This is a genomic window from Acinetobacter sp. WA-87 (assembly GCF_039938935.1).
Classification (GTDB): domain Bacteria; phylum Pseudomonadota; class Gammaproteobacteria; order Pseudomonadales; family Moraxellaceae; genus Acinetobacter; species Acinetobacter seifertii.
On sequence record NZ_JBDUVF010000003.1, the window covers coordinates 405434 to 424448 of the forward strand.

At 39.5% G+C, this 19015-nt stretch carries 18 protein-coding genes; 7 read left to right on the plus strand and 11 right to left on the minus strand.

Annotation, left to right across the window (positions count from 1 at the left end; genetic code table 11):
* Positions 1 to 28 precede the first annotated feature (28 nt).
* A complete protein-coding gene (locus tag ABFY81_RS12055) occupies positions 29 to 1042 on the minus strand; it encodes a magnesium and cobalt transport protein CorA (protein WP_004705344.1) in 1014 nt (337 codons plus the stop codon).
* Between the two features lie 157 nt (positions 1043 to 1199).
* Here ABFY81_RS12055 and ABFY81_RS12060 point away from each other — a divergent pair, with 157 nt between their 5' ends.
* Both ABFY81_RS12060 and ABFY81_RS12065 read left to right on the plus strand, forming a co-directional pair.
* A complete protein-coding gene (locus ABFY81_RS12060; protein ID WP_004705346.1) occupies positions 1200 to 1781 on the plus strand; it encodes a TIGR00730 family Rossman fold protein in 582 nt (193 codons plus the stop codon).
* Positions 1782 to 1795: 14 nt separating this feature from the next.
* The gene (locus ABFY81_RS12065) at positions 1796 to 2194 is read left to right on the plus strand and encodes an NUDIX domain-containing protein (protein ID WP_019457794.1); all 399 of its coding nucleotides are present in this window, start codon (positions 1796 to 1798) and stop codon (positions 2192 to 2194) included.
* A 5-nt stretch (positions 2195 to 2199) separates the two neighbouring features.
* On the opposite strand, the gene ABFY81_RS12070 is transcribed toward ABFY81_RS12065, so the two are convergent.
* Together ABFY81_RS12070 and recG are read right to left on the minus strand one after the other, a co-directional pair.
* The gene (locus tag ABFY81_RS12070) at positions 2200 to 2835 is read right to left on the minus strand and encodes a ComF family protein (RefSeq protein WP_288101926.1); all 636 of its coding nucleotides are present in this window, start codon (positions 2833 to 2835) and stop codon (positions 2200 to 2202) included.
* Positions 2828 to 4873, minus strand: coding sequence for an ATP-dependent DNA helicase RecG (gene recG, locus ABFY81_RS12075; RefSeq protein WP_039253566.1), 2046 nt, complete (start codon positions 4871 to 4873; stop codon positions 2828 to 2830). Before recG ends, ABFY81_RS12070 begins: the two co-directional genes overlap by 8 nt.
* 20 nt (positions 4874 to 4893) lie before the next feature.
* On the opposite strand from recG, the gene ABFY81_RS12080 reads away from it, so the two are divergent.
* Positions 4894 to 5721 (plus strand): NAD(P)H-binding protein, encoded by an 828-nt coding sequence (locus ABFY81_RS12080; protein ID WP_004705354.1) that lies wholly within the window; start codon positions 4894 to 4896, stop codon positions 5719 to 5721.
* Positions 5722 to 5788: 67 nt separating this feature from the next.
* Positions 5789 to 6775, plus strand: a complete 987-nt coding sequence (locus tag ABFY81_RS12085) for a putative solute-binding protein (RefSeq protein WP_068932531.1) — start codon at positions 5789 to 5791, stop codon at positions 6773 to 6775.
* 42 nt (positions 6776 to 6817) lie between these two features.
* Here ABFY81_RS12085 and plsB read toward each other — a convergent pair whose 3' ends face one another.
* A complete protein-coding gene (gene plsB / locus ABFY81_RS12090) occupies positions 6818 to 9391 on the minus strand; it encodes a glycerol-3-phosphate 1-O-acyltransferase PlsB (RefSeq protein WP_004705358.1) in 2574 nt (857 codons plus the stop codon).
* 275 nt (positions 9392 to 9666) lie between these two features.
* On the opposite strand from plsB, the gene ABFY81_RS12095 reads away from it, so the two are divergent.
* Both ABFY81_RS12095 and ABFY81_RS12100 read left to right on the plus strand, forming a co-directional pair.
* Positions 9667 to 10539, plus strand: a complete 873-nt coding sequence (locus tag ABFY81_RS12095) for an acyl-CoA thioesterase II (RefSeq protein ID WP_004705360.1) — start codon at positions 9667 to 9669, stop codon at positions 10537 to 10539.
* Positions 10540 to 10645: 106 nt separating this feature from the next.
* Positions 10646 to 11911, plus strand: coding sequence for a dicarboxylate/amino acid:cation symporter (locus ABFY81_RS12100; protein ID WP_347913884.1), 1266 nt, complete (start codon positions 10646 to 10648; stop codon positions 11909 to 11911).
* A gap of 43 nt (positions 11912 to 11954) precedes the next feature.
* Here the strand turns inward: ABFY81_RS12100 and ABFY81_RS12105 are convergent, their stop codons facing one another.
* From ABFY81_RS12105 to ABFY81_RS12135, 7 genes are all read right to left on the minus strand, one after another.
* Positions 11955 to 12905 carry a metal-dependent hydrolase gene (locus ABFY81_RS12105; RefSeq protein ID WP_347913859.1) on the minus strand — a complete coding sequence of 317 codons (951 nt, stop codon included), beginning with the start codon at positions 12903 to 12905 and terminating at the stop codon, positions 11955 to 11957.
* Positions 12906 to 13028: 123 nt separating this feature from the next.
* Complete coding sequence (gene yihA / locus ABFY81_RS12110) at positions 13029 to 13805, minus strand: ribosome biogenesis GTP-binding protein YihA/YsxC (protein WP_347913860.1); 777 nt, start codon at positions 13803 to 13805, stop codon at positions 13029 to 13031.
* A gap of 108 nt (positions 13806 to 13913) precedes the next feature.
* Positions 13914 to 14351: an Rrf2 family transcriptional regulator gene (locus ABFY81_RS12115; protein ID WP_019457787.1), complete on the minus strand. Its 438-nt coding sequence runs from the start codon at positions 14349 to 14351 to the stop codon at positions 13914 to 13916.
* 84 nt (positions 14352 to 14435) lie between these two features.
* Positions 14436 to 15200, minus strand: a complete 765-nt coding sequence (locus ABFY81_RS12120; protein ID WP_347913861.1) for a globin domain-containing protein — start codon at positions 15198 to 15200, stop codon at positions 14436 to 14438.
* Between the two features lie 23 nt (positions 15201 to 15223).
* Positions 15224 to 15355 (minus strand): hypothetical protein, encoded by a 132-nt coding sequence (locus ABFY81_RS12125; RefSeq protein ID WP_347913885.1) that lies wholly within the window; start codon positions 15353 to 15355, stop codon positions 15224 to 15226.
* A complete protein-coding gene (locus tag ABFY81_RS12130; protein WP_347913862.1) occupies positions 15343 to 16878 on the minus strand; it encodes a helicase HerA-like domain-containing protein in 1536 nt (511 codons plus the stop codon). Before ABFY81_RS12130 ends, ABFY81_RS12125 begins: the two co-directional genes overlap by 13 nt.
* A 43-nt stretch (positions 16879 to 16921) precedes the next feature.
* Positions 16922 to 18112 carry a PLP-dependent transferase gene (locus ABFY81_RS12135; RefSeq protein WP_347913863.1) on the minus strand — a complete coding sequence of 397 codons (1191 nt, stop codon included), beginning with the start codon at positions 18110 to 18112 and terminating at the stop codon, positions 16922 to 16924.
* 168 nt (positions 18113 to 18280) lie between these two features.
* Between ABFY81_RS12135 and ABFY81_RS12140 the strand changes: the two genes are divergently transcribed.
* On the plus strand, positions 18281 to 19009 hold the full coding sequence (locus ABFY81_RS12140; protein ID WP_019457783.1) for a type 1 glutamine amidotransferase: 729 nt from the start codon (positions 18281 to 18283) through the stop codon (positions 19007 to 19009).
* Positions 19010 to 19015 lie beyond the last annotated feature (6 nt).

A 19015-nucleotide genomic window follows, 5' to 3' on the forward strand; every position in this document is an offset into this window, starting at 1 on the left:
AAAAATTAATAGGGGATAAGTGCAGATTTTAAATCCATTTCTTCCAGCGGAAGTAAATGATAGGGCCAATAAAAAAGCCGACAATAATTAATAGCACTGCGATAAAACTACTTTTACCATGAGCAAAAGGCAATACTTCAGTGTTCATACCATAGATACTCGCGATCAGCATTGGCGGCGCTAACATACTTGGTAAAATCGAGAATCGACGAATCGTATCGTTTTGTTCTGTGTTAATGAACCCAGACGTTGTATCAAGCAAGAATCGTACTTTTTGGAATAAGAACGCATCATGTTCTACAAGTGAGCGGACATCTTCACTGAGCTCTCGGATATCTGCATCGTAGATGTGACTGCCTAAGGCGCGTGGACGAGATAAAAAGGTTAAGACCCGACGTAAATCAATTAAACAAAGTTGTGCCTTTCCAAGCATATCTTCTTGTTGAGCCAAGCGGGTAATCATGTCATCAAGGTCTAAAATTTTCTCACGTTGATGGTTATTAAGAACCTCAGTGGAGTATTTTTCTAGATCCTTGTGGATATCTTCTAAGATATCCGCAAGCTCATCTAGCTTTGCTTCAAGCAGACCTAATAAAATCCAAGTTGGATCTTTGTAATCCATTTCATAGTCATTACGGCGAGCTCGAGCACGAAATGCACGAAACGCAACGAGCTTTTCACCGCGTAACGTAAATAAGCGATCTTTGTGTAAAATGAATGCTACGGTTTGTACCATGGCAAGCATATGTGATGACTCTTCAGCATCTCCATCGACCTGATAATTTTTATTTTTCGTTAAAAAATAGGTGCTGATATGCAAAATACCGTCATCATCGCGGTAGAATCGAGCAGAAGAAGAAATGTCTTCTAGGGACTTTAGTGTAGGTAAGTTCTGATCGTAGGCATCTAAGACCCATTGTTGTTCTTCTTGAGAGGGTGCAATTAGATCAAGCCATACTAATTCGGGATGTAGATCAAATCCACCATTGATGGTGGCATCTTCCAGACTTCCGCGTTCTGTGGCATAAAAGGCTTCAAGCATGTGTCTTTTTTCCTCACGCAGTCTGATGGAAATTGATGGGTGTATTTTAGACAAGGATTTGCCGAAAAACACTTGCCAATACACTATTTTGCAAAAAAAAACTCTGTCGATAGTCTAGTTTGTCAGCATGACAGTTCAATAAAACGGTTTTTATACTATGAATTCAATTTGCATTTTCTGTGGTTCATCTTTAGGTTCAGACCCAATCTTTCAACAAATTGCTCAATTAACCGGTCAAACTATTGCCAAGCAAGGTAAAACTCTCGTTTATGGCGGTGGTCGTTCAGGTTTAATGGGCGTTGTCGCTGATAGTGCTTTGCAAGCCGGTGGGCAGGTCATTGGCGTCATTCCTCGTGCTTTAGTCGATCGCGAGTTAGCTCATCCCGGACTGACAAAGTTATATGTCGTCGAGAATATGCATGAGCGTAAGACCAAAATGGCAGATCTGTCGGACGGTTTTATTGCGTTACCAGGTGGGGCAGGTACATTGGAAGAAATCTTTGAACAATGGACATGGGCACAATTAGGTATTCATCAAAAGCCGTGTGCTTTTCTAAATGTAGCGGGCTTTTATGAAGATTTGCTTAAAATGGTTCAAGGAACTGTAGATAAAGGTTTTAGCCAAGCGCGATTCGCTGATAAATTGATCGCTTCGGATAAAATTGAGGATATTCTTCAACAATTTGAACAATATCAACCACCAGCTCCAAAATGGGCTAATGCAGATGTTCAACCATAAACGAGGTTAAATCGGTGAAAATAATTACGGTCGCCGCTGCGGTGATCTTAAATGAGCACAATGAATTATTACTGGTTAGAAAGCGTGATACACAAGCTTTTATGCAAGTAGGCGGTAAGCTGGAGCCGAATGAGGCTCCAGAAACAGCCATACAACGTGAAATCTTGGAAGAAGTTGGCAGCCCGTGTGTAATACAACAGTTTATAGGGCGTTTTGAGACAGCAGCTGCTAATGAGCCAGATCATACGCTGATTAGCCATTTATATTTGGTTCGATTAAAACAGTCTCCACAAATTGCAGCCGAAATTGCTGAAATGAAGTGGATAAAATTTAATGATTCCGAAACCAAACTTGCGCCATTAACCAAAGAAATAGTAATTCCATGGTGTGAGCAAAACTTATCTGCAATTTAATAATTTTAATATGATGTAGATGAGGCAGCAGCTAGGCAGCTTGCATAAATAGATGTGCACCCTAGCTGTTTTAGCACCAGACTTAAAGCGGAAATTGAACTTCCTGTTGTGATCACATCATCAATAATCAGCACACGACGGTAGCGCCGTTTTTCTTGAGTTATCGCAACAAATTGCTGTTCAATATTTTTAAATCTTTCGAGACGAGATAATCCTTTTTGTGAACGCTCATTGAGGCGTTGGACAGGCTGCCAAACGGGTATTTTTAATTGCTTGCTTAGGAGTTTGGCAAGTAATAATGATTGATTAAAACCTCGCTCAGTTAAACGCTCTTTAGAAATAGGCATAGGTACTATGGCCTGTACTTTAGGAAATTTTATCTGCTGTAAAATTTCAGCAAGTAAGGTTTGGTAATGTAATTTTTGTTCATATTTAAACTGCTGAATTATGCGGTTAATTGGATAGGTATAATGACAGGCCACAAGAACAGATTGATCATTACGCTGAACTGTCTGGTTAAGCCATGGTAGTTGTTCCCAACATTCTTTACAAAGAGAGTGCTTACCCCGCGTTCCTATTTCACATAACAGGCAAGGGGACAATAACTGAAAAAGATATTGAGGATTGAACAACTTAAACATAAGCGTATCGGGGCGCTTCAGGTAGCCAGCGTTTCAAGAGGGCATCAGCTTGTTGTGGATAGTCCTTTAGAACCTGTTGTGCAACATAATGCGCTTGACTCAGTAAATGGTCATCTCGTTCTAATCGCGCGACTCTAAACCCCATATCACCTGTTTGTTTGGTTCCTAATAATTCACCCGGACCTCTTAGTTCAAGGTCTTTTTCTGCAATCACAAAGCCATCATTACTCTCTCTTAAAATCGAAAGTCTTTCCTGACCATTTTGTGAAAGTGGTGGTTTATAAAGAAGAACGCAAAAACTGGCTTTTGCACCTCGTCCTACACGGCCACGTAATTGGTGTAGCTGTGAAAGTCCTAGACGTTCAGCATTTTCAATGACCATAATTGAAGCGTTAGGTACATCTACACCCACTTCAATGACAGTTGTGGCAATCAGAAGCTGTAGTTCGTTATTTTTAAATGCTTGCATGACAGATTGCTTTTCATCAGCTTTCATTTTGCCATGAACTAAACCAATATTAAGTTCAGGAAAGCGCTCTCTCATTTCTTGATAGGTGGCTTCCGCGGCTTGAGCATCTAAAGTTTCGGACTGTTCAACCAGAGTACATACCCAGTAAGCTTGTTTGCCTTCTCGACAATTTGTAGCAATTCGATTTAGCACTTCTTCACGACGATCTAGCGGAATAGTCACTGTTTGAATTGGTGTACGACCTGGTGGTAATTCATCAATAATTGAGGTGTCTAAATCGCCATAAGCGCTCATCGCTAATGTTCTAGGAATTGGCGTTGCAGTCATGACCAATTGATGTGGAGTTAGTTGTTCAGCGCCTTTATTACGTAGAGCCAATCGTTGATCTACCCCAAAGCGATGTTGCTCATCAATAATAACAAGACCTAACTTTGCAAACCCAACATTATCTTGAAATAAGGCATGAGTACCTACAATCAGTTCGGCATGACCTTCTTTAATTTGTTGTTCAGCTTGTGCTCGCGCTTTACCTTTTTGTTTGCCAGATAACCAAGCGACCGTAATGCCCAAGGGTTCAAACCAACGTTTAAAATTTAAATAATGCTGCTCTGCCAAAATTTCGGTAGGTGCCATTAATGCAACTTGCCAATCGGCCTCTAATGCATGGCATGCTGCAACTGCCGCAACTAGAGTTTTCCCTGCACCTACGTCACCTTGTACTAAACGTAGCATAGGCTGGTGCTGTTTTAAGTCGCTTAAAATTTCTTTGGATACACGCTTTTGTGCATTGGTCATTTGAAATGGTAAAGCTTCTAACAGTTTTTTTGCCAGTACCTTACTACTTGGGAAAGCGGGTGAGGCAATTTGACGAATATAGGCCCGTCGTGTGAGAAGGCTAATTTGGTGTGCGACCAGTTCTTCAAAAATAAGACGCTGCTGTGCAGGGTGAGATCCTTCGGCCAATTGGAGCATATTGGCATCGACAGGTGGCTCATGAATGTAATGTAAGGCTTCTTTGAGGGCATACCCATTTGTATATTGTTTAGGAAGCAGCTCGGGTAGTGCATCACTATGATGCTTCAACGCCTGTTTAACATATTCGCGTAATTTAGGTTGTGTTAATCCATCAGTACTCGGGTAAATTGCTGTGAGCTGCGTTTTTGGCAGAGGCGTGTGTTCATTAATGAGCTGAATTTCTGGATGATAAAGCTCAAGTCCTCGTGCACCTACGCGAACTTCACCAAAAATACGTAAACGGTTACCAGGTTTTATTTTATCGGTTAAGTTTTTATAAATATGATAAAAACGTAAAGTCACCTTACCAAATTCATCTTGTATTAATGCAGCCATAGATTTACGTTTACCTGGAGGGAAATCAACAGATTTGACTTCACCCTCGAGTAAATAACTACGACCAACCACCAACTGATTCATAGGAATAATGGTACTGCGATCTTCATAATCACGGGGCAGATGAAACAGTAAATCATCTGTGGTAAAAATATTTAGTTTTTCGAGTAGGGCTGCTGAAGCCGATCCAACGCCTTGTAACTGATGGACTGAAGTCATGTCCCCTCAACGAGTTCTCTATGCATATATTATTTATCGGTTATGGTAAAACATCTCAGCGTGTTGCTAAACAACTATTTGAGACAGGACATCAAATTACCACAATTAGCCGTAGTGAAAAAATAGATCCTTACGGGACACACCTCATACAGGATATTTTTACGCTCGATTTAAGTGAAATTGCGCCTGTAGATGTAGTCTATATTTTGCTTTCTCCAGACGATAGTACAGTTCAAGGTTATCATCATACTTACGTGGATAGTATTGAGCCTATTCGACAGGCCTTAAAATCACATCCGGTCAAAAGATTAATTGTGGTGTCATCTACGCGGGTATATGGTGAAAATTCTGGTGAAACGATTGATGATGATAGTCAGATTCACCCGAATGATGCTCAAGGCCATATTCTTCATAATATGGAATTGCTATGGCAGAAATACTTTCCAGCTCAATGTGTGATTGTACGTCCCACAGGGATTTATGGTGCTTCGGTTGATCGATTAAAACGGATGGCTGAAAACACACAAACCTATCCAAATATTCACTATAGTAATCGTATTCATATTGATGACTTGGCAAGATTTTTAGCATTTTTAGCCGATTATGAAAAACCGCATAAGAGTTATCTTGTTGCCAATAATGCCCCTGTACCGTTACATGAAGTCATCCTTTGGTTTCAGAGTCAGTTAGACTTACCGCTGCTTACTTTAGATTCAGCTCATGTTTCAGGTAAAAAAATATATGCGAAACACTTATTTGAAACAGGTTTTCAACTTGAACACCCAATTTGCTTTAATGACTATTTATTATGTTTAAATGCTCATGGTACAAATCAAAATTTAGACTAAACTTTAAATAACAATAGAAATACCTGAAGAGGCAAATAAATTGCCGATAAAGATAAAAATGTTGAAAGTGAAGAAATTTTATTTAGCGCTTATTTTGAGTGCAACGTCTGTTGCGAGTTGGGCAGAGGATCAGTTGTGGTGTACATATGATCCTATGGGCACCCAAGGGGATATAACGCGTCGTTTAAATGACATCCGACTATATGCTCAGCAATATAATGTCAAATTCAAAGTTGTCAGCTATCAAAAAGAGCAGCAAGCCATTCAAGCCTTTGATGATGGTAAATGTTCAGGTTTAGCAGCTAGTAACTTTAATACGTATCAATACAATCATTTTATGGGAAGTAGCTCAGGTATAGGCCTTATACCTAATAACAGGACTGCCCGAAATTTATTGCAGCTTTTAAATCACCCGACAATTGAGAAAAAACTCATTAATCAAGACTATGAAGTAGTTGGTATGATTCCCGTAGGAACTGCCTATATGGTCATGAAAAACAAAAAAATATCGAAAGTGGCACAGCTTAGAGGTCAACGAGTCGGTGTATTAGCCAATAATCCGCCACAGCAGGCGTTGGTGAGAAGTGTAGGTGCACAGCCAGTCTATGTTGATTTATCCAATGCGATCACTCAGTTCCAGCAAAACAAAATCGATATTATGCCTGCACCGATTTATGGGCTTTTACCATATAACTTACAGAAAGATTTTGGGCCAGACACTCAGGTGATTAACTTTCCATTGGCTTATTTTGGGGTAAATCTAATTATTAAGCCTAAATCGTATCCTGCCAATTTTGGCCGAAAAATTCGGTCTTGGTTTGCGCAAAATAGTCAATTATTAACGAATCGAGCGATACAGTGGGAAAATCATTTGCCAGCTTACTATTGGGTAGATGTTTCTTTCTACGAAAAGCAGAGCTATGACATTATGGTGGCCAAAATACGCAATCAATATGTGCGTTCTGGATATTACGATGCTTACTTTGTTGAATTGATGAAGCGCTTACGCTGTATTGATGATCCACGTTACTTCGAGTGTTCAATGCCTCGATAAAATAAAAGGCAACTTAAGTTGCCTTTTATTTTGAGTCAAACTTTAAGATTTTTTACGTTTTAAACGACGTTTCGCTTGTTGAGAGGCCATTGCTTCAAGTGCTTCTTTTAGTTCTTCATCAGTAAAGGTCGTGATGTGCTGCAACATCTGCAATGTTACTTCATCAAGTACTAACTGTGCGCCTGCTGCCATTTGACGGAAATTATCGTCAAACTCAATCTGGCCTTGATCATTAGTACGGATGTAATTTTGCTGAGTTAAAACTTTAATAAAGCTTTGGAACAATGCTTTGTCAAAGAACTCTGGAGAATTAAACTCGTAAAGAACAGACAAGCGTTGTCCTAACAAATGACTTAATTCTTCAACTTGTTTTGCTGAAATATTGCCTGAACCGCGCTGAGTAATTAAAGCTAAAGTCATGTAATAACGTTCAAGACTTTGCTTAACAGGTGTTGCCAATACAACAAGTTGATTGTGCTCTTCAGTGTTTGGTGCAGAGCTAATCAAGTTACCTTCTTCATCTTGATGAATAAGGTTTGATTGAACCAATGCATCTGCATATTGTTCAATCTGTTCTTTAAGCTCACTGCTTTGCCACTTAAGGAATAGTTCAGCTTTCAAGAATGGATAAAGGGTATAGATGACATTACTTAAATCAGCACGACTGATTTTACCGTTATGCTCAACAAGCGATGCAACCAACGAAGGTAAAACGAAAGCATGCAAAATGTTATTACGGAAGTATGTAAGCAGAACTGCTTGGTTATCTTCAATCGCAATAATATCGCCCAGTGCATGCTGTACACGCTTAATTAATTTTAGCTTTAAGCCGTAAGCAATAATTTCCTTGCCAGATAACGGAGTTACTTCTGTGCGCTGATCGTATGGGAAATTTGATGCTAAATTGCGGTAAGCTTCAAGCTGCTTAATACAGATTTCTTCATCAAGAGTATGCTTTGGAGTAGCAAGCAAAATAATTGAGAGTAAAGAAACCGGGTTAATGACTACCGCACGGTTAATGTTTTCTAAAATTGCATGTGCAGAGCTATTTACAGCATCTGAAACGGCTTGAGGGATTGGGTCGTCATTTTTCTCGATATAGACATTTTCTGCGTTATGCTGTTTAAGCAAATCATCAAGAAAAACGGGTTCACCAAAGTTAACGTGTACCTTACCGAAAATGCGTTCAATTTTTCGTAATGTTTTAACAATACCAAAAATAGATTCAGCTTCTTTGGGCTTACCTTGCATTTCGCCAACGTAAGTCGAACCTTCCATCAGGCGCTCATAACCAATATAAGTTGGTACAAATACAATTGGCTTTGTACGGCCACGTAAATGGCTATGAACCGTCATGGCAAGCATACCGGTTTTCGGTGGTAATAAACGACCTGTACGCGAACGACCACCCTCAATAAAGTATTCAAGTGGCGTATTGCGAGAAAGAATGCTGTATAAATATTCTTTAAATACAGTTGTATAAAGACCATTACCACGGAAAGAGCGGCGAATAAAGAAAGCACCACCACCACGTAAAAGCTGACCTACGAAAGGCAAGTTCAAGTTGTCACCAGCAGCAATATACGGAACCATTAGGCCGCGTCTATAAATCACATAAGACAATAATAGGTAGTCAATATGGCTGCGATGACACGGTGTATAAACAATTTCGTAATCTTTCGCGAGTTCACGAACGGTACTAAAGTTATGAACTTCTACGCCGTCATAAAGCTGAGTCCATAGGCGTGTTAATGCTAAATCTGCAAAGCGAACTGCTGAGTGTGAGTAGTCAGATACGATTTCATTGACATAACCAATCGCACGACGTTCTGCTTCAAGCATGCTAATTTTGCCGCGAATACTCTCACGTCGAATAGCCTCTTGCACGTCACGAGACTTTACAACTGACTGCATGACATTACGGCGATCTGATAAGTCAGGGCCTAAAACCACTTCACGTTGACGGTCAAGATAGTCATTTAAAGTACTAACAATATAAGTCGCTGGTGAAAGGTTTGGATAATGCTGTTGAGCATATTCAACAAGGTCACGTAAAGACTGCGGTTCATGGAACTCCAAATAAGATTGGCGACCATGTAAACCGATATTTACAAGCTGCTTAACTGTACTTGGTGTTGCCCATGTATCTGAGAACAAGAGCTTGAACCAAGAATCTTCTTTATCTGGGGAGCGGCCCCATAAAACGGTTACTGGAACCAGTTCTATGTCGAGCTCAGGGTTTGCCTGTAAAACTTCAATCAGTTTAATTAAGCGCGGTGGAAAAGCATGAGGTGGGGGATTTAATAGGTTATTTTCATCATTATGCTGTAAAAATAAAACTGATGCTTTTTCCTGATGAGAACCGATCACTAACGGATCTAATGCTGGCTTTAAATTTAAACGGCGAGTTTCGCCATCCACCACCAAAGCATTGCTGCGAGAATGGTTTTGTAAGACATAGCACACCACTTTTTGGCGCTCAGTCTTTGCTTCAGTTTCTGTTGTTTCTGATACTGGTTCAGTAGGAACTTCCCCAAGAACATGTGGTGTTACCACGAGGTCAAGTAGCTTACTCGAAAGCCGACGATACATTTGACCAAACCCACTCTTGGACATAAGAACTCCTACTTCTTAAAGACAAATCCCGGCACCAAATGCAGAGGGTAATTATTTTGAGGCATTTATTAAAAAAAACAATATGCTACTTTCTTATAAATTATAATGCTTTTGGCATTTTTTATCGTTAAAAATCGTATTTTTAGCTGTTTTAAGGGCAATGTTCGTCAGAAGTTGACTGATTGTTCCATGTACAAATAGTTTTTTATGGCACAATAGATTCTACACATCTGTCCTTTAATACCAATTTTGCCTGCAATATGAAGGTATCTCTCATGAATGCGTTAACCCAAGAACTGGTTGAGCTGCTCACTTTAGAAAAGCTTGAAGAAAATATTTACCGTGGAATTAGCCGTAATTTGGTCGGTAAACGTGTTTTTGGAGGTCAGGTTTTAGGTCAGGCTTTACGTGCTGCCTCTTATACAACCGACCGTCCTGCGCATTCTATGCATGCTTACTTTTTATATGGTGGCGACATTAATGCTCCAATCATCTATGAAGTAGATCGTTTGCGTGATGGAAAAAGCTTTGTCAGCCGTCAAGTTCGGGCAATCCAGCATGGTCGAGTTATTTTCTCGGCAATGGTGTCTTTCGCCAACCCTGAGGAAGGCTTGAACTACCAGCATTCAGAACCGGAATACCCAGCGCCTGAGACTTTAAAGTCAGAAAGTGAGCTTAAAGAAGGGATTCTTAATTTCGTACCAGAGAATGTCCGTGCAAGTTTCATGCGTGAACGTCATGTTGAAATTCGTCCGATTGATCCAGTCAATCCATTTCAGCCTCAGCCGGAAGCCCCGTTTAATGCGCACTATATCCGTACTCATGATCGCATTCCAAAACAGCTAGATGACATTGCTTTACACCAAGCAATTGTGGCGTTCTATTCAGATTTTACTTTAATGACTACGGCTTTAAGACCTCATGGTTTAAGCTATATTTCTCCAAGTTTGCAGTGTGCCAGTATTGATCATGCCATTTATTTCCATCGCCCACTTCGTGCTGATGAATGGATGCTTTATGACATGGAAGCCACAGTGAGCGCAGCTTCTCGCGGTTTAAACTTTGGCCGTATGTGGCAAAATGGGCAGCTCGTTTGTAGTACGGTGCAAGAGGGTTTGATCCGTTTGAGGGAAATTGAAACTCAATAATTAATAATGAGCCATCTAAAAAGATGGCTTTTTTATTTTTAATTCAAAGCATGTGACAAAAAATTGCTCGAATGAAAATCAAGCTCATGTCATATTTGCAAAAGTATTGCCTACTGAAAAAAATAACGTTGATATGAACTTAAATACACAAATTCTGATTGCCGCGATTTTAGGTTTAGCCTTTGGCTTCCTACTCACCATGTATCCTGATACTGCTTTTGTAAAGCATAGTTTATATGGCTTGGGTATATTGAGTAGTGTTTTTATTGGGCTACTTAAAATGTTGTTAGTGCCATTAATTTTTAGCTCCATTGTGGTTGGAGTTTCAAATTTACAGGCAGGCGGACAGCTAGGTCCTGTTTGGAAAATCACATTTTTATGTTTTATCACCACCACCACATTGGCCTTAATCTTGGGTATTGGCTGTGCTCATTTATTTGAGGTGGGCCGAGGCGTGGATATTTCAATTTTTCAGGCATCAATGCAAAGCTATCAAGCACCAGATAGTTTGAACCCAGCAACTTTCTTTACTAACTTTATTCAAAATACTTTAATTAATCCCTTTAAAGCATTTAGCGACGGAAATGTTTTAGCTGTTGTGGTATTTGCACTATTTGTCGGTTTTGCATTGGTTCAAGGTGGTGAGCGCTTTAAGAGTATTCGTTTATTGAGTCATCAGTTTTTTGAAATGATGATGATGCTGGTTGGATGGGTCATGAAACTGGCACCATTAGGAATTTTTGCATTACTTGCTAAATTAATGGCGACAGAAGATATTTCAGTATTAAGTCGCTTGGCAGAGTTTGCTGTTGTGGTAACTGGAACCACTATTTTCCATGGTGCTGTTGTTTTGCCATTACTGCTTTGGATTGTTGGTCGTATGAGCCCCTGGACTTTTTTCAAAGGTACACGTACAGCCTTAATTACTGCATTTGCAACAAGTTCTAGTTCGGCAACGATGCCACTGAGTATGAAATGTACACAGGAAAACTTAGGTGTTCGTCCTCAAACGGCAGGTTTTGTTATTCCACTAGGCTCGCAGCTTAACATGGATGGTACAGCTTTATATGAAGCTGCTGCTGCGCTCTTTGTTGCAAATTTAGTTGGACTAGACTTAAACCTAACCCAGCAAATTGTTGTGTGTTTAACTGCGATGATTGCATCACTTGGAGCACCGGGAATTCCGAGTGCAGGTATGGTCACCATGATTATGGTATTGCAGTCTGTGGGTCTACCAGCCGAAGCAATTGCTATTTTACTTCCGATCGATCGGTTGCTCGATACAGTAAGAACGGTAGTAAATGTGCAGGGCGATATGATGATTAGTGTGGTTGTAGATCGATATACCAAAGATAAAGATATCAGTATCTGATCACTCAATAAAAAAGCAGGATTTATATCCTGCTTTTTTATTTTTAAGCGGCTTGTAGCTCGGCTCTTTTTGCTGCTGGAGATTGAGATAAATAACTTACCGCATCTTCAGTGCTACCTTCTTTAACTGGATCATACCAAGGCATGAGGTAATCAATTTGCTGAGCAATAAGCCAGATTGGGTTTGGTAAAACCTGATTATCTTTTCGGCTAATTTTATACCACTCTACAGCAACCCATGCTGGGAAAAATCTCGACTTGGCAGCATCAGCAAAGCGAGGGTCTTGCTTCATAATATGTGCAGCGCCGTCTACCCATAATCCAAGTACCAGTAGAATCACTGCAAGGCTTAAATAGTAACGTGGGATATAACCACCGCCCAAATGGCGATATAAATCAAAGGCTACGGTGCGGTGTTCAATTTCTTCAGAACCATGCCATTTAACCAGATCGACCATTTCAGGATCTGCACCTAATTCTTCCCAACGTTTGTTGTAAAGCGCATATTTACCAAGTACACAGGTCATATGCTCAACCGTTGCAATAACACCTAAACGGAATAAATCCCATTGCTCTTGCAAGAATTGAGGAACTTCTTTGTCAAAAGGTTTATCTGCCAAAGCAGTGGTAAATAGATAATTCATAATGTCCAGATTTCTCTGGATATCAATATTACGTGCACTTAAATATTCTTTATTGGCAGACGTATGTGCATTTGCATGCATAGCCTCTTGGCGAATAAATGCTTGAACGTCCTGTTTAAGTTTTTCATCGGTAATGCGAGGTAAAACTTTGTTATATAAACGGCAGAACCAGAACTCTCCAGCAGGCAAGATATTATTAATTTCATTAATAAAGTAACTTGCAAACGGTTGGTTTGGAATCCAGTCTACAGGCGTGTCTTTCCAATCAAATTTCACCTTGCGTGGAAGAATTTTATAATCAATAGAAGAACCTAAAGCCTTATTCTTCAAAAAAGATAGCAATTTCATCATTTAGTCCTGATTTTTAACTCGATGAAGTTATAACGAGTATAAAAAAAGCCCCTGCATTTGTGTTTAGCAATAGGGGCCATTTGAATATAAATTTGATAAAGAAATTGTATCTGTTATGACGATTTACTCTTCAGCATCCTCATCGCTTGCTTCAGGAATCGCATCAACGTCAAATTCTGGCTCTTGATCAAGCGTAAAATGTAAGCGTCCAGCCATTACACTGGCGAGTTCTTCTAAGCCTAGTTTGTTCAATGAAGAGAAAAGCTGAATCGAGAAATCAAGCTTCATTTTTTTCAGTTGTTGTTTAACTTCAAGCAAGACTTTGTTTGCTGGGCCGCGATTAAGTTTGTCTGCTTTAGTTAAAAGAATATGTACAAATAGATGGCGTGAATAAGCCCACTCTAGCATCATCATGTCAAAGTGCTGTAAAGGGTGGCGAATATCCATAAGTAAAACTAATCCTTGTAAGCTTTTACGATGGATTAGATAGTTCTCTAATTCTTTTTGCCATACACGTTTCATGTCCTCTGGTACGGCAGCATAACCATAACCAGGAAGGTCAACTAGGCGTTGATCAGGATTACCTAGGCTGAAGAAGTTAATCATTTGTGTGCGGCCAGGTTTTTTTGAGGCACGTGCGAGTTGTTTTTTGTTGGTTAAGGCATTAATAGCACTAGACTTACCAGCATTTGAGCGTCCTGCAAAAGCAATCTCGTAGCCACTATCTTCAACACAAAGTGCCAATTTAGGTGCACTCATTAAAAACTCAGCTTGGTGTAACCAGTTCAGAGATTGTACGGCATATTCCGTGATCGCTGGATCTGGTTTCTTTTCATAACTGATCTTTTGTTTGGGTGCGAGTCTGGCTTTGGTGTCTTTCGATTTTTCACTACGACGCATAAAAAATAACTTTTTAAATGAGAGGGCTCGCGCCTAGTATAAAGGAGCTTGGTTATTCTTGCTAATTTTCAGTAAGCTTGCTTGTAAAGATAAATAAAATTACGAAGTTTAGATTTGCAAAAAGTCTATCGGAGAGGTATTTGAAGCAGATCTCGGCTGTTGTAAGACTTCTCCAAGCGTGTATTGGTCTAAGCTTTGATAAAAACTTTCTAAAGCCTGATCGAGAATTCCTTTTAAGCCACAATGAGAGCGTAAAACACATGGTGGTGTATTGCATTCAACGATTTGGTTATCACCTTGTAATATACGAACAATTGCACCCAAATTTGAGTTTAGTGCATTAGGATTTAAGCGAATTCCTCCGCCTTTGCCGCGAATGGTAATAATCCATTCTTGCTTGCCCATGAAATGAACAACTTTAACCAGATGGTTTTGCGAAACATGCAAATCTTTCGCGATTTCTGCAATCGTATACGGTGCATCACTTGGGCGAGCGACGTACATTAATATTCGTAAAGCATAATCGGTAAATTTATTAAGTTGCATGATCACCAAAAACTAAAGGTTGACGGACGATCATCTTAGCCTGAAAGTCTAAAGAAGAAAACTTTCAGGCTAGAGCTTTTTATATTAGAGCGTTAAAGGAGCTGAAACTTGTACTTGGTCACCCACTCTATAGTGCTCAAGTAAAATATTAGCAACGGAAAATTCAGTATGATTTTCTTCTGGTTGCACCTCAAACTGGTACGCATTATTTTCCTGAGCTTCTGTAAATTTAAATGCTTTAGGTTGCTCAAGTTGTTGCTCAGGAACTTGTACTTTTACAGAAATAAAAGCATTAGCTGGGCTAGTCAGTACATCTTCATGATCAGTCGCTTTTAACGTAAAGCGCTTGCCAGACTCAAGTGGGTCAATTTGTGTAATTTCAAATGAACGCCAGCCAGCCCATCCACCTTTTAAGCTTTCAAGCTGTTCATATTTTTGTTTTTCAACGCCAATTAAAATATCTGCCAACTGTAAATAAGCTTGTTTCCACGCTTCAATCAGTTCTGATTCAAATGGAACATTTAAAACTTCACTAATTGAATGAAGTAAGTTGTCTCCAACAATTGCATATTGATCGGGTTGAATATCTAAACTTACGTGCTTAGTGGTAATACGCTCAACTGCTTTGGCAAGCACTGTAGGATTTTCAATATTTTCAGCATATGCGAGTACTGCCGCTGCGAGGGCGCGAGGTTGGCGTAAGCTTGTCTGGTCATCTAGGTTAAAAACATTTTTTAATTCAGGACTGTTATTTAACATCCGCTTATAAAAGTATGTAGTCAGTGTAACGCCGTGTTCACGCAATACAGGTACAGTAGATTTTACGAGTTCAATTTGTTGTGGAGTCATGGCTAGACCTTAATTATCTGGCTTTATAAGATGTATTTAAAATACATCTTATAAAAATTAATCGCAATAGTTTTATTAATAAAAACCATAAAAAAATTAAGGGATATAAAATCCCTTAAAATAAAGTGCTGATTTAAATGGTCTATTTTCCAAATAATGAGCCAAGTAATCCGCGTACCAATTTCTGTCCTGTACTGCCGCCTAAAGTGCGTGCAGCGCTTTTTGCAAAAGTTCCCACTATATCTTGAGTTAGTTTTGCTCGTTCTTTTGCAGCACGTTCTTCTTCCTTTTGCTGTTCTCGTGCTAAACGTTCTTGTTCCTTGGCTTGTTGCTTCGCTAAAGCTTCTTGCTCTTTGGCAAGCTCAGCATCCTGTTTTTGCTGCTCACGTTCAGCAACTTTATTTTGGAGCATTTCATAAGCGCTCTCACGGTCTACAACTTGTTCATAGACACCAGTAATAATACTTTGGGAAATTAGGGTTTTTCGTTCTTCAGGTGTAATCGGTGTAAAAGAGGAGTAGGGAGGCATCACCCAGCCACGCTCTACAATTTGTGGAGTACCTTGTTCATCTAGGCAACTAATGAGGGCTTCACCTACCGCTAGCTGTGTAATCGCTTCATCCACTTTGAAATTAGGATTAGCACGAAACGTATCTGCAGCAGTTTTTACTGCCTTTTGATCTTTCGGAGTAAATGCGCGTAGAGCATGTTGTACGCGGTTACCAAGCTGACCCAAAACACTTTCTGGTAAATCAAGTGGATTTTGAGTAATAAAATAAATACCGACACCTTTAGAGCGAATTAAACGTACAACTTGTTCAATTTTCTGTTGTAAAGCTTGACTGGCATTATCAAATAACAAGTGAGCTTCATCGAAGAAAAACACGAGTTTCGGTTTATCCATATCACCAACTTCAGGAAGCTGTTCAAATAACTCAGAAAGCATCCATAACAAGAAAGTAGCATATAGCTTAGGTGTATTCATGAGCTTGTCAGCAGCAAGAATATTGATATAGCCGCGGCCATTAGCATCGGTTTGTATAAAGTCCAGAATATTTAAAGCTGGCTCTCCAAAGAATTGATCCCCACCTTGGTCGGCAAGAGCGAGCAAATTGCGCTGAATTGCTCCTAAACTGGCTGGAGATAAGTTGCCGTACTCAGCTTTAAATTCCGCTGCATGTTCACTCACAAAAGTGATCATGGCTTTTAGGTCTTTAAAGTCGACTAACAGTAATCCTTGATCATCTGCGATGCGGAAAACAGCAGATAGAACACCTTCTTGAGTGTCATTTAGATTGAGTATACGTGCTAATAAAATTGGCCCAATTTCAGAAATAGTGGTTCGAATAGGATGGCCTTGTTGCCCAAATAAATCCCAAAAAATAACGGGATTGGCAGCAAAAGGAACGCTATCAATTTGTAGAAGCTTTAAGCGTTCATTAAATTTATCTGAAGCCTCTCCAGCTTTTGCTAGGCTAGAAACATCGCCTTTTGCGTCGGCAAGAAAGACGGGAACACCGATTCTAGAAAAACTTTCTGCAAGAACCTTTAGAGTGACTGTTTTACCTGTACCCGTAGCACCTGCAATTAGGCCATGCCGGTTAGCAAATTGAGAAAGCAAAACAATTTCTTTAGAGGTGTCATTAATATTTTTAGCAATAACAATCGGTGTACCCATATATTTTTATCCTTCGGTGTGAGTCACTGTTGATCTTGTCGTTTTACAAATATTTCAGCGCATTTTCGATATCTTGAATTAAATCTTGCGGATCTTCCAGACCTATACACAAACGAACCAATAAACCTTGTTGTAAATGTGTATTTTTAAGTTTTCGCATCATTTTTAGATCATAAAGCATGACAAGACTAACTGGACCACCCCAACTAAAACCAAGTTTAAATAGCTTAAGAGCATCGCAAAAGCGACGTATAGCTGAAATATCATAATCAGGTTTAAATATGACACTGACTAATCCTGCACTCTTACCTGTAGTGCAAATCTCTTGCCAATATTGATGACCTGGGGAAGCTTTATCACTTGGATGTAGAACTTGTGCAAATTGAGGCTGTTGCTTTAACCATTCCAATAAAGTTTTCGCATTATTTGATTGCTGTTCATATCGTAGTGACATGTGTGCGAGGCTACGCTGAACTTGTGCTGCATCATCTCCTGAGATAGCAATACCTAGAGTGGCATGTGTACGGAACAGGCGGTGATATAGTTTTTCATCGCGAGTTACAATGCTACCCATCAATATATCGCCACCACCACTTGGATATTTGGTAAGTGCATGCACAGTTAAGTCAACTGATAGATGTTCATTAGAAAAATCAAAAGCATTAAATGCAAGTCCAGCCCCCCAAGTATTATCTAAAGCTGTTAAAACACCTTGAGCTTTTGCTTTTTTTACTAACTCTTTAAGATTTGGAAACTCCATAGTGACAGAGCCTACGGCCTCTAGCCATAAAAGCTTGGTTTGTTTGGTAGGTTGAAAAGTTGAAACATCAATTGAATTATAAACTTTAACCCTGATGCCATATTGTGCTTTTAAATAGTTTAAATGCTCTAGGTTTGGACCATATATATTGTCTGGTACCCAAACTTCATCACCTGTTCCTAAAAAAGCAGAGTTAACTATATTTATTGCAGATAAACCACTTGGTGCAAGTAAGCCGTACAAACCACCCTCTATTTGCGCAATATTGTCGGCTAAAGTGAATGTGGTAGGTGTGCCATGTGTCCCATAGCTATAATCATAAGGGTCAGTCCAATGGCGATCAAAAAGGTGCGCAGTTGATTTAAAAATAATAGTTGATGCACGAAATAAGGGAGGTTGCACGGTCTCGATAAACTGAGGTGCTTTTCGTGGTGCATGAATGAGTTGGGTTTGAAAATTGTTATGCTTTTTCATAGGGCGCTGTACTTTAAATAATAAGATTAGATTAAGAGAAAACTTACTTATTCGCTAGATTTTTGATTATTTCTAAGATGTTTCGTTACTGCTGTAACATTCACTAAAAACTTGGCTTTATTTTTGCAAAGATCTAATCAACATTCTAACAACAATAGGTTTAAGCGCATGAAGTCGCATTTACGTGTTCACTATTTCCAACATATTGCTGGTGAAGGTTTTGGAAGTTGCTACTCATTTTTAAAAGCTCATCATGCAACTATTAGCTCTACTGAGTTTTTTGCACTTCCAGTTGATCGTTCTCTTGAAATAGAAGCTTTACCACGAATTGAAGAAGTTGATTTATTATTGGTTATGGGTGGAACCATGAGTGTTAATGACGAAGCAAATTACCCATGGCTGAAAATAGAGAAAAGATGGCTACGTCGATATTTAGCGGCAGGTAAGCCAGCTATAGGTCTTTGCTTGGGAGGCCAACTGATCGCAAATGCATTGGGTGCAGCGGTTAGCCGTAACCGTTATCAAGAACTTGGGTGGTCGACAGTGCAAAGAGTTGCAAACTTACCTCAGGAAAGCTTTCCTTTGCCTGAAGAAATTAATGTGATGCAGTGGCATAGCGAAACATTTGAAATACCTAAAGGTGCTATACGTTTGGCTGAGAGCAATGCTTGTCGTAATCAAATGTATCAGATTGGAAAGAATGTACTAGGCTTTCAGTTTCATCCAGAGATGACCCCAGCAGCCCTAAAACTTCTTTTGGAAAATGAGGAAGAACTTTCAATTTTTAGTGGGGAATATGTGCAATCTACACGTGAGCTTGAATATTCAGAGGCAAAAAAATTTGAACAGGGTAATCAGCTTTTAAATAAAGCGATTGAATTTGTAATAAATACCTAAAATGAC

Excerpts from the sequence above, each read along its gene's own strand:
- ABFY81_RS12140 (WP_019457783.1), top strand. The coding sequence starts at position 18,281 with ATGAAGTCGCATTTACGTGTTCACTATTTCCAACATATTGCTGGTGAA.
- ABFY81_RS12105 (WP_347913859.1), bottom strand. The coding sequence starts at position 12,905 with ATGATGAAATTGCTATCTTTTTTGAAGAATAAGGCTTTAGGTTCTTCT.
- yihA (WP_347913860.1), bottom strand. The coding sequence starts at position 13,805 with ATGCGTCGTAGTGAAAAATCGAAAGACACCAAAGCCAGACTCGCACCC.
- plsB (WP_004705358.1), bottom strand. The coding sequence starts at position 9,391 with ATGTCCAAGAGTGGGTTTGGTCAAATGTATCGTCGGCTTTCGAGTAAG.
- ABFY81_RS12115 (WP_019457787.1), bottom strand. The coding sequence starts at position 14,351 with ATGCAACTTAATAAATTTACCGATTATGCTTTACGAATATTAATGTAC.
- ABFY81_RS12130 (WP_347913862.1), bottom strand. The coding sequence starts at position 16,878 with ATGGGTACACCGATTGTTATTGCTAAAAATATTAATGACACCTCTAAA.
- ABFY81_RS12120 (WP_347913861.1), bottom strand. The coding sequence starts at position 15,200 with ATGACTCCACAACAAATTGAACTCGTAAAATCTACTGTACCTGTATTG.
- ABFY81_RS12080 (WP_004705354.1), top strand. The coding sequence starts at position 4,894 with ATGCATATATTATTTATCGGTTATGGTAAAACATCTCAGCGTGTTGCT.
- ABFY81_RS12060 (WP_004705346.1), top strand. The coding sequence starts at position 1,200 with ATGAATTCAATTTGCATTTTCTGTGGTTCATCTTTAGGTTCAGACCCA.
- ABFY81_RS12070 (WP_288101926.1), bottom strand. The coding sequence starts at position 2,835 with ATGTTTAAGTTGTTCAATCCTCAATATCTTTTTCAGTTATTGTCCCCT.
- ABFY81_RS12135 (WP_347913863.1), bottom strand. The coding sequence starts at position 18,112 with ATGAAAAAGCATAACAATTTTCAAACCCAACTCATTCATGCACCACGA.
- ABFY81_RS12055 (WP_004705344.1), bottom strand. The coding sequence starts at position 1,042 with ATGCTTGAAGCCTTTTATGCCACAGAACGCGGAAGTCTGGAAGATGCC.
- recG (WP_039253566.1), bottom strand. The coding sequence starts at position 4,873 with ATGACTTCAGTCCATCAGTTACAAGGCGTTGGATCGGCTTCAGCAGCC.
- ABFY81_RS12095 (WP_004705360.1), top strand. The coding sequence starts at position 9,667 with ATGAATGCGTTAACCCAAGAACTGGTTGAGCTGCTCACTTTAGAAAAG.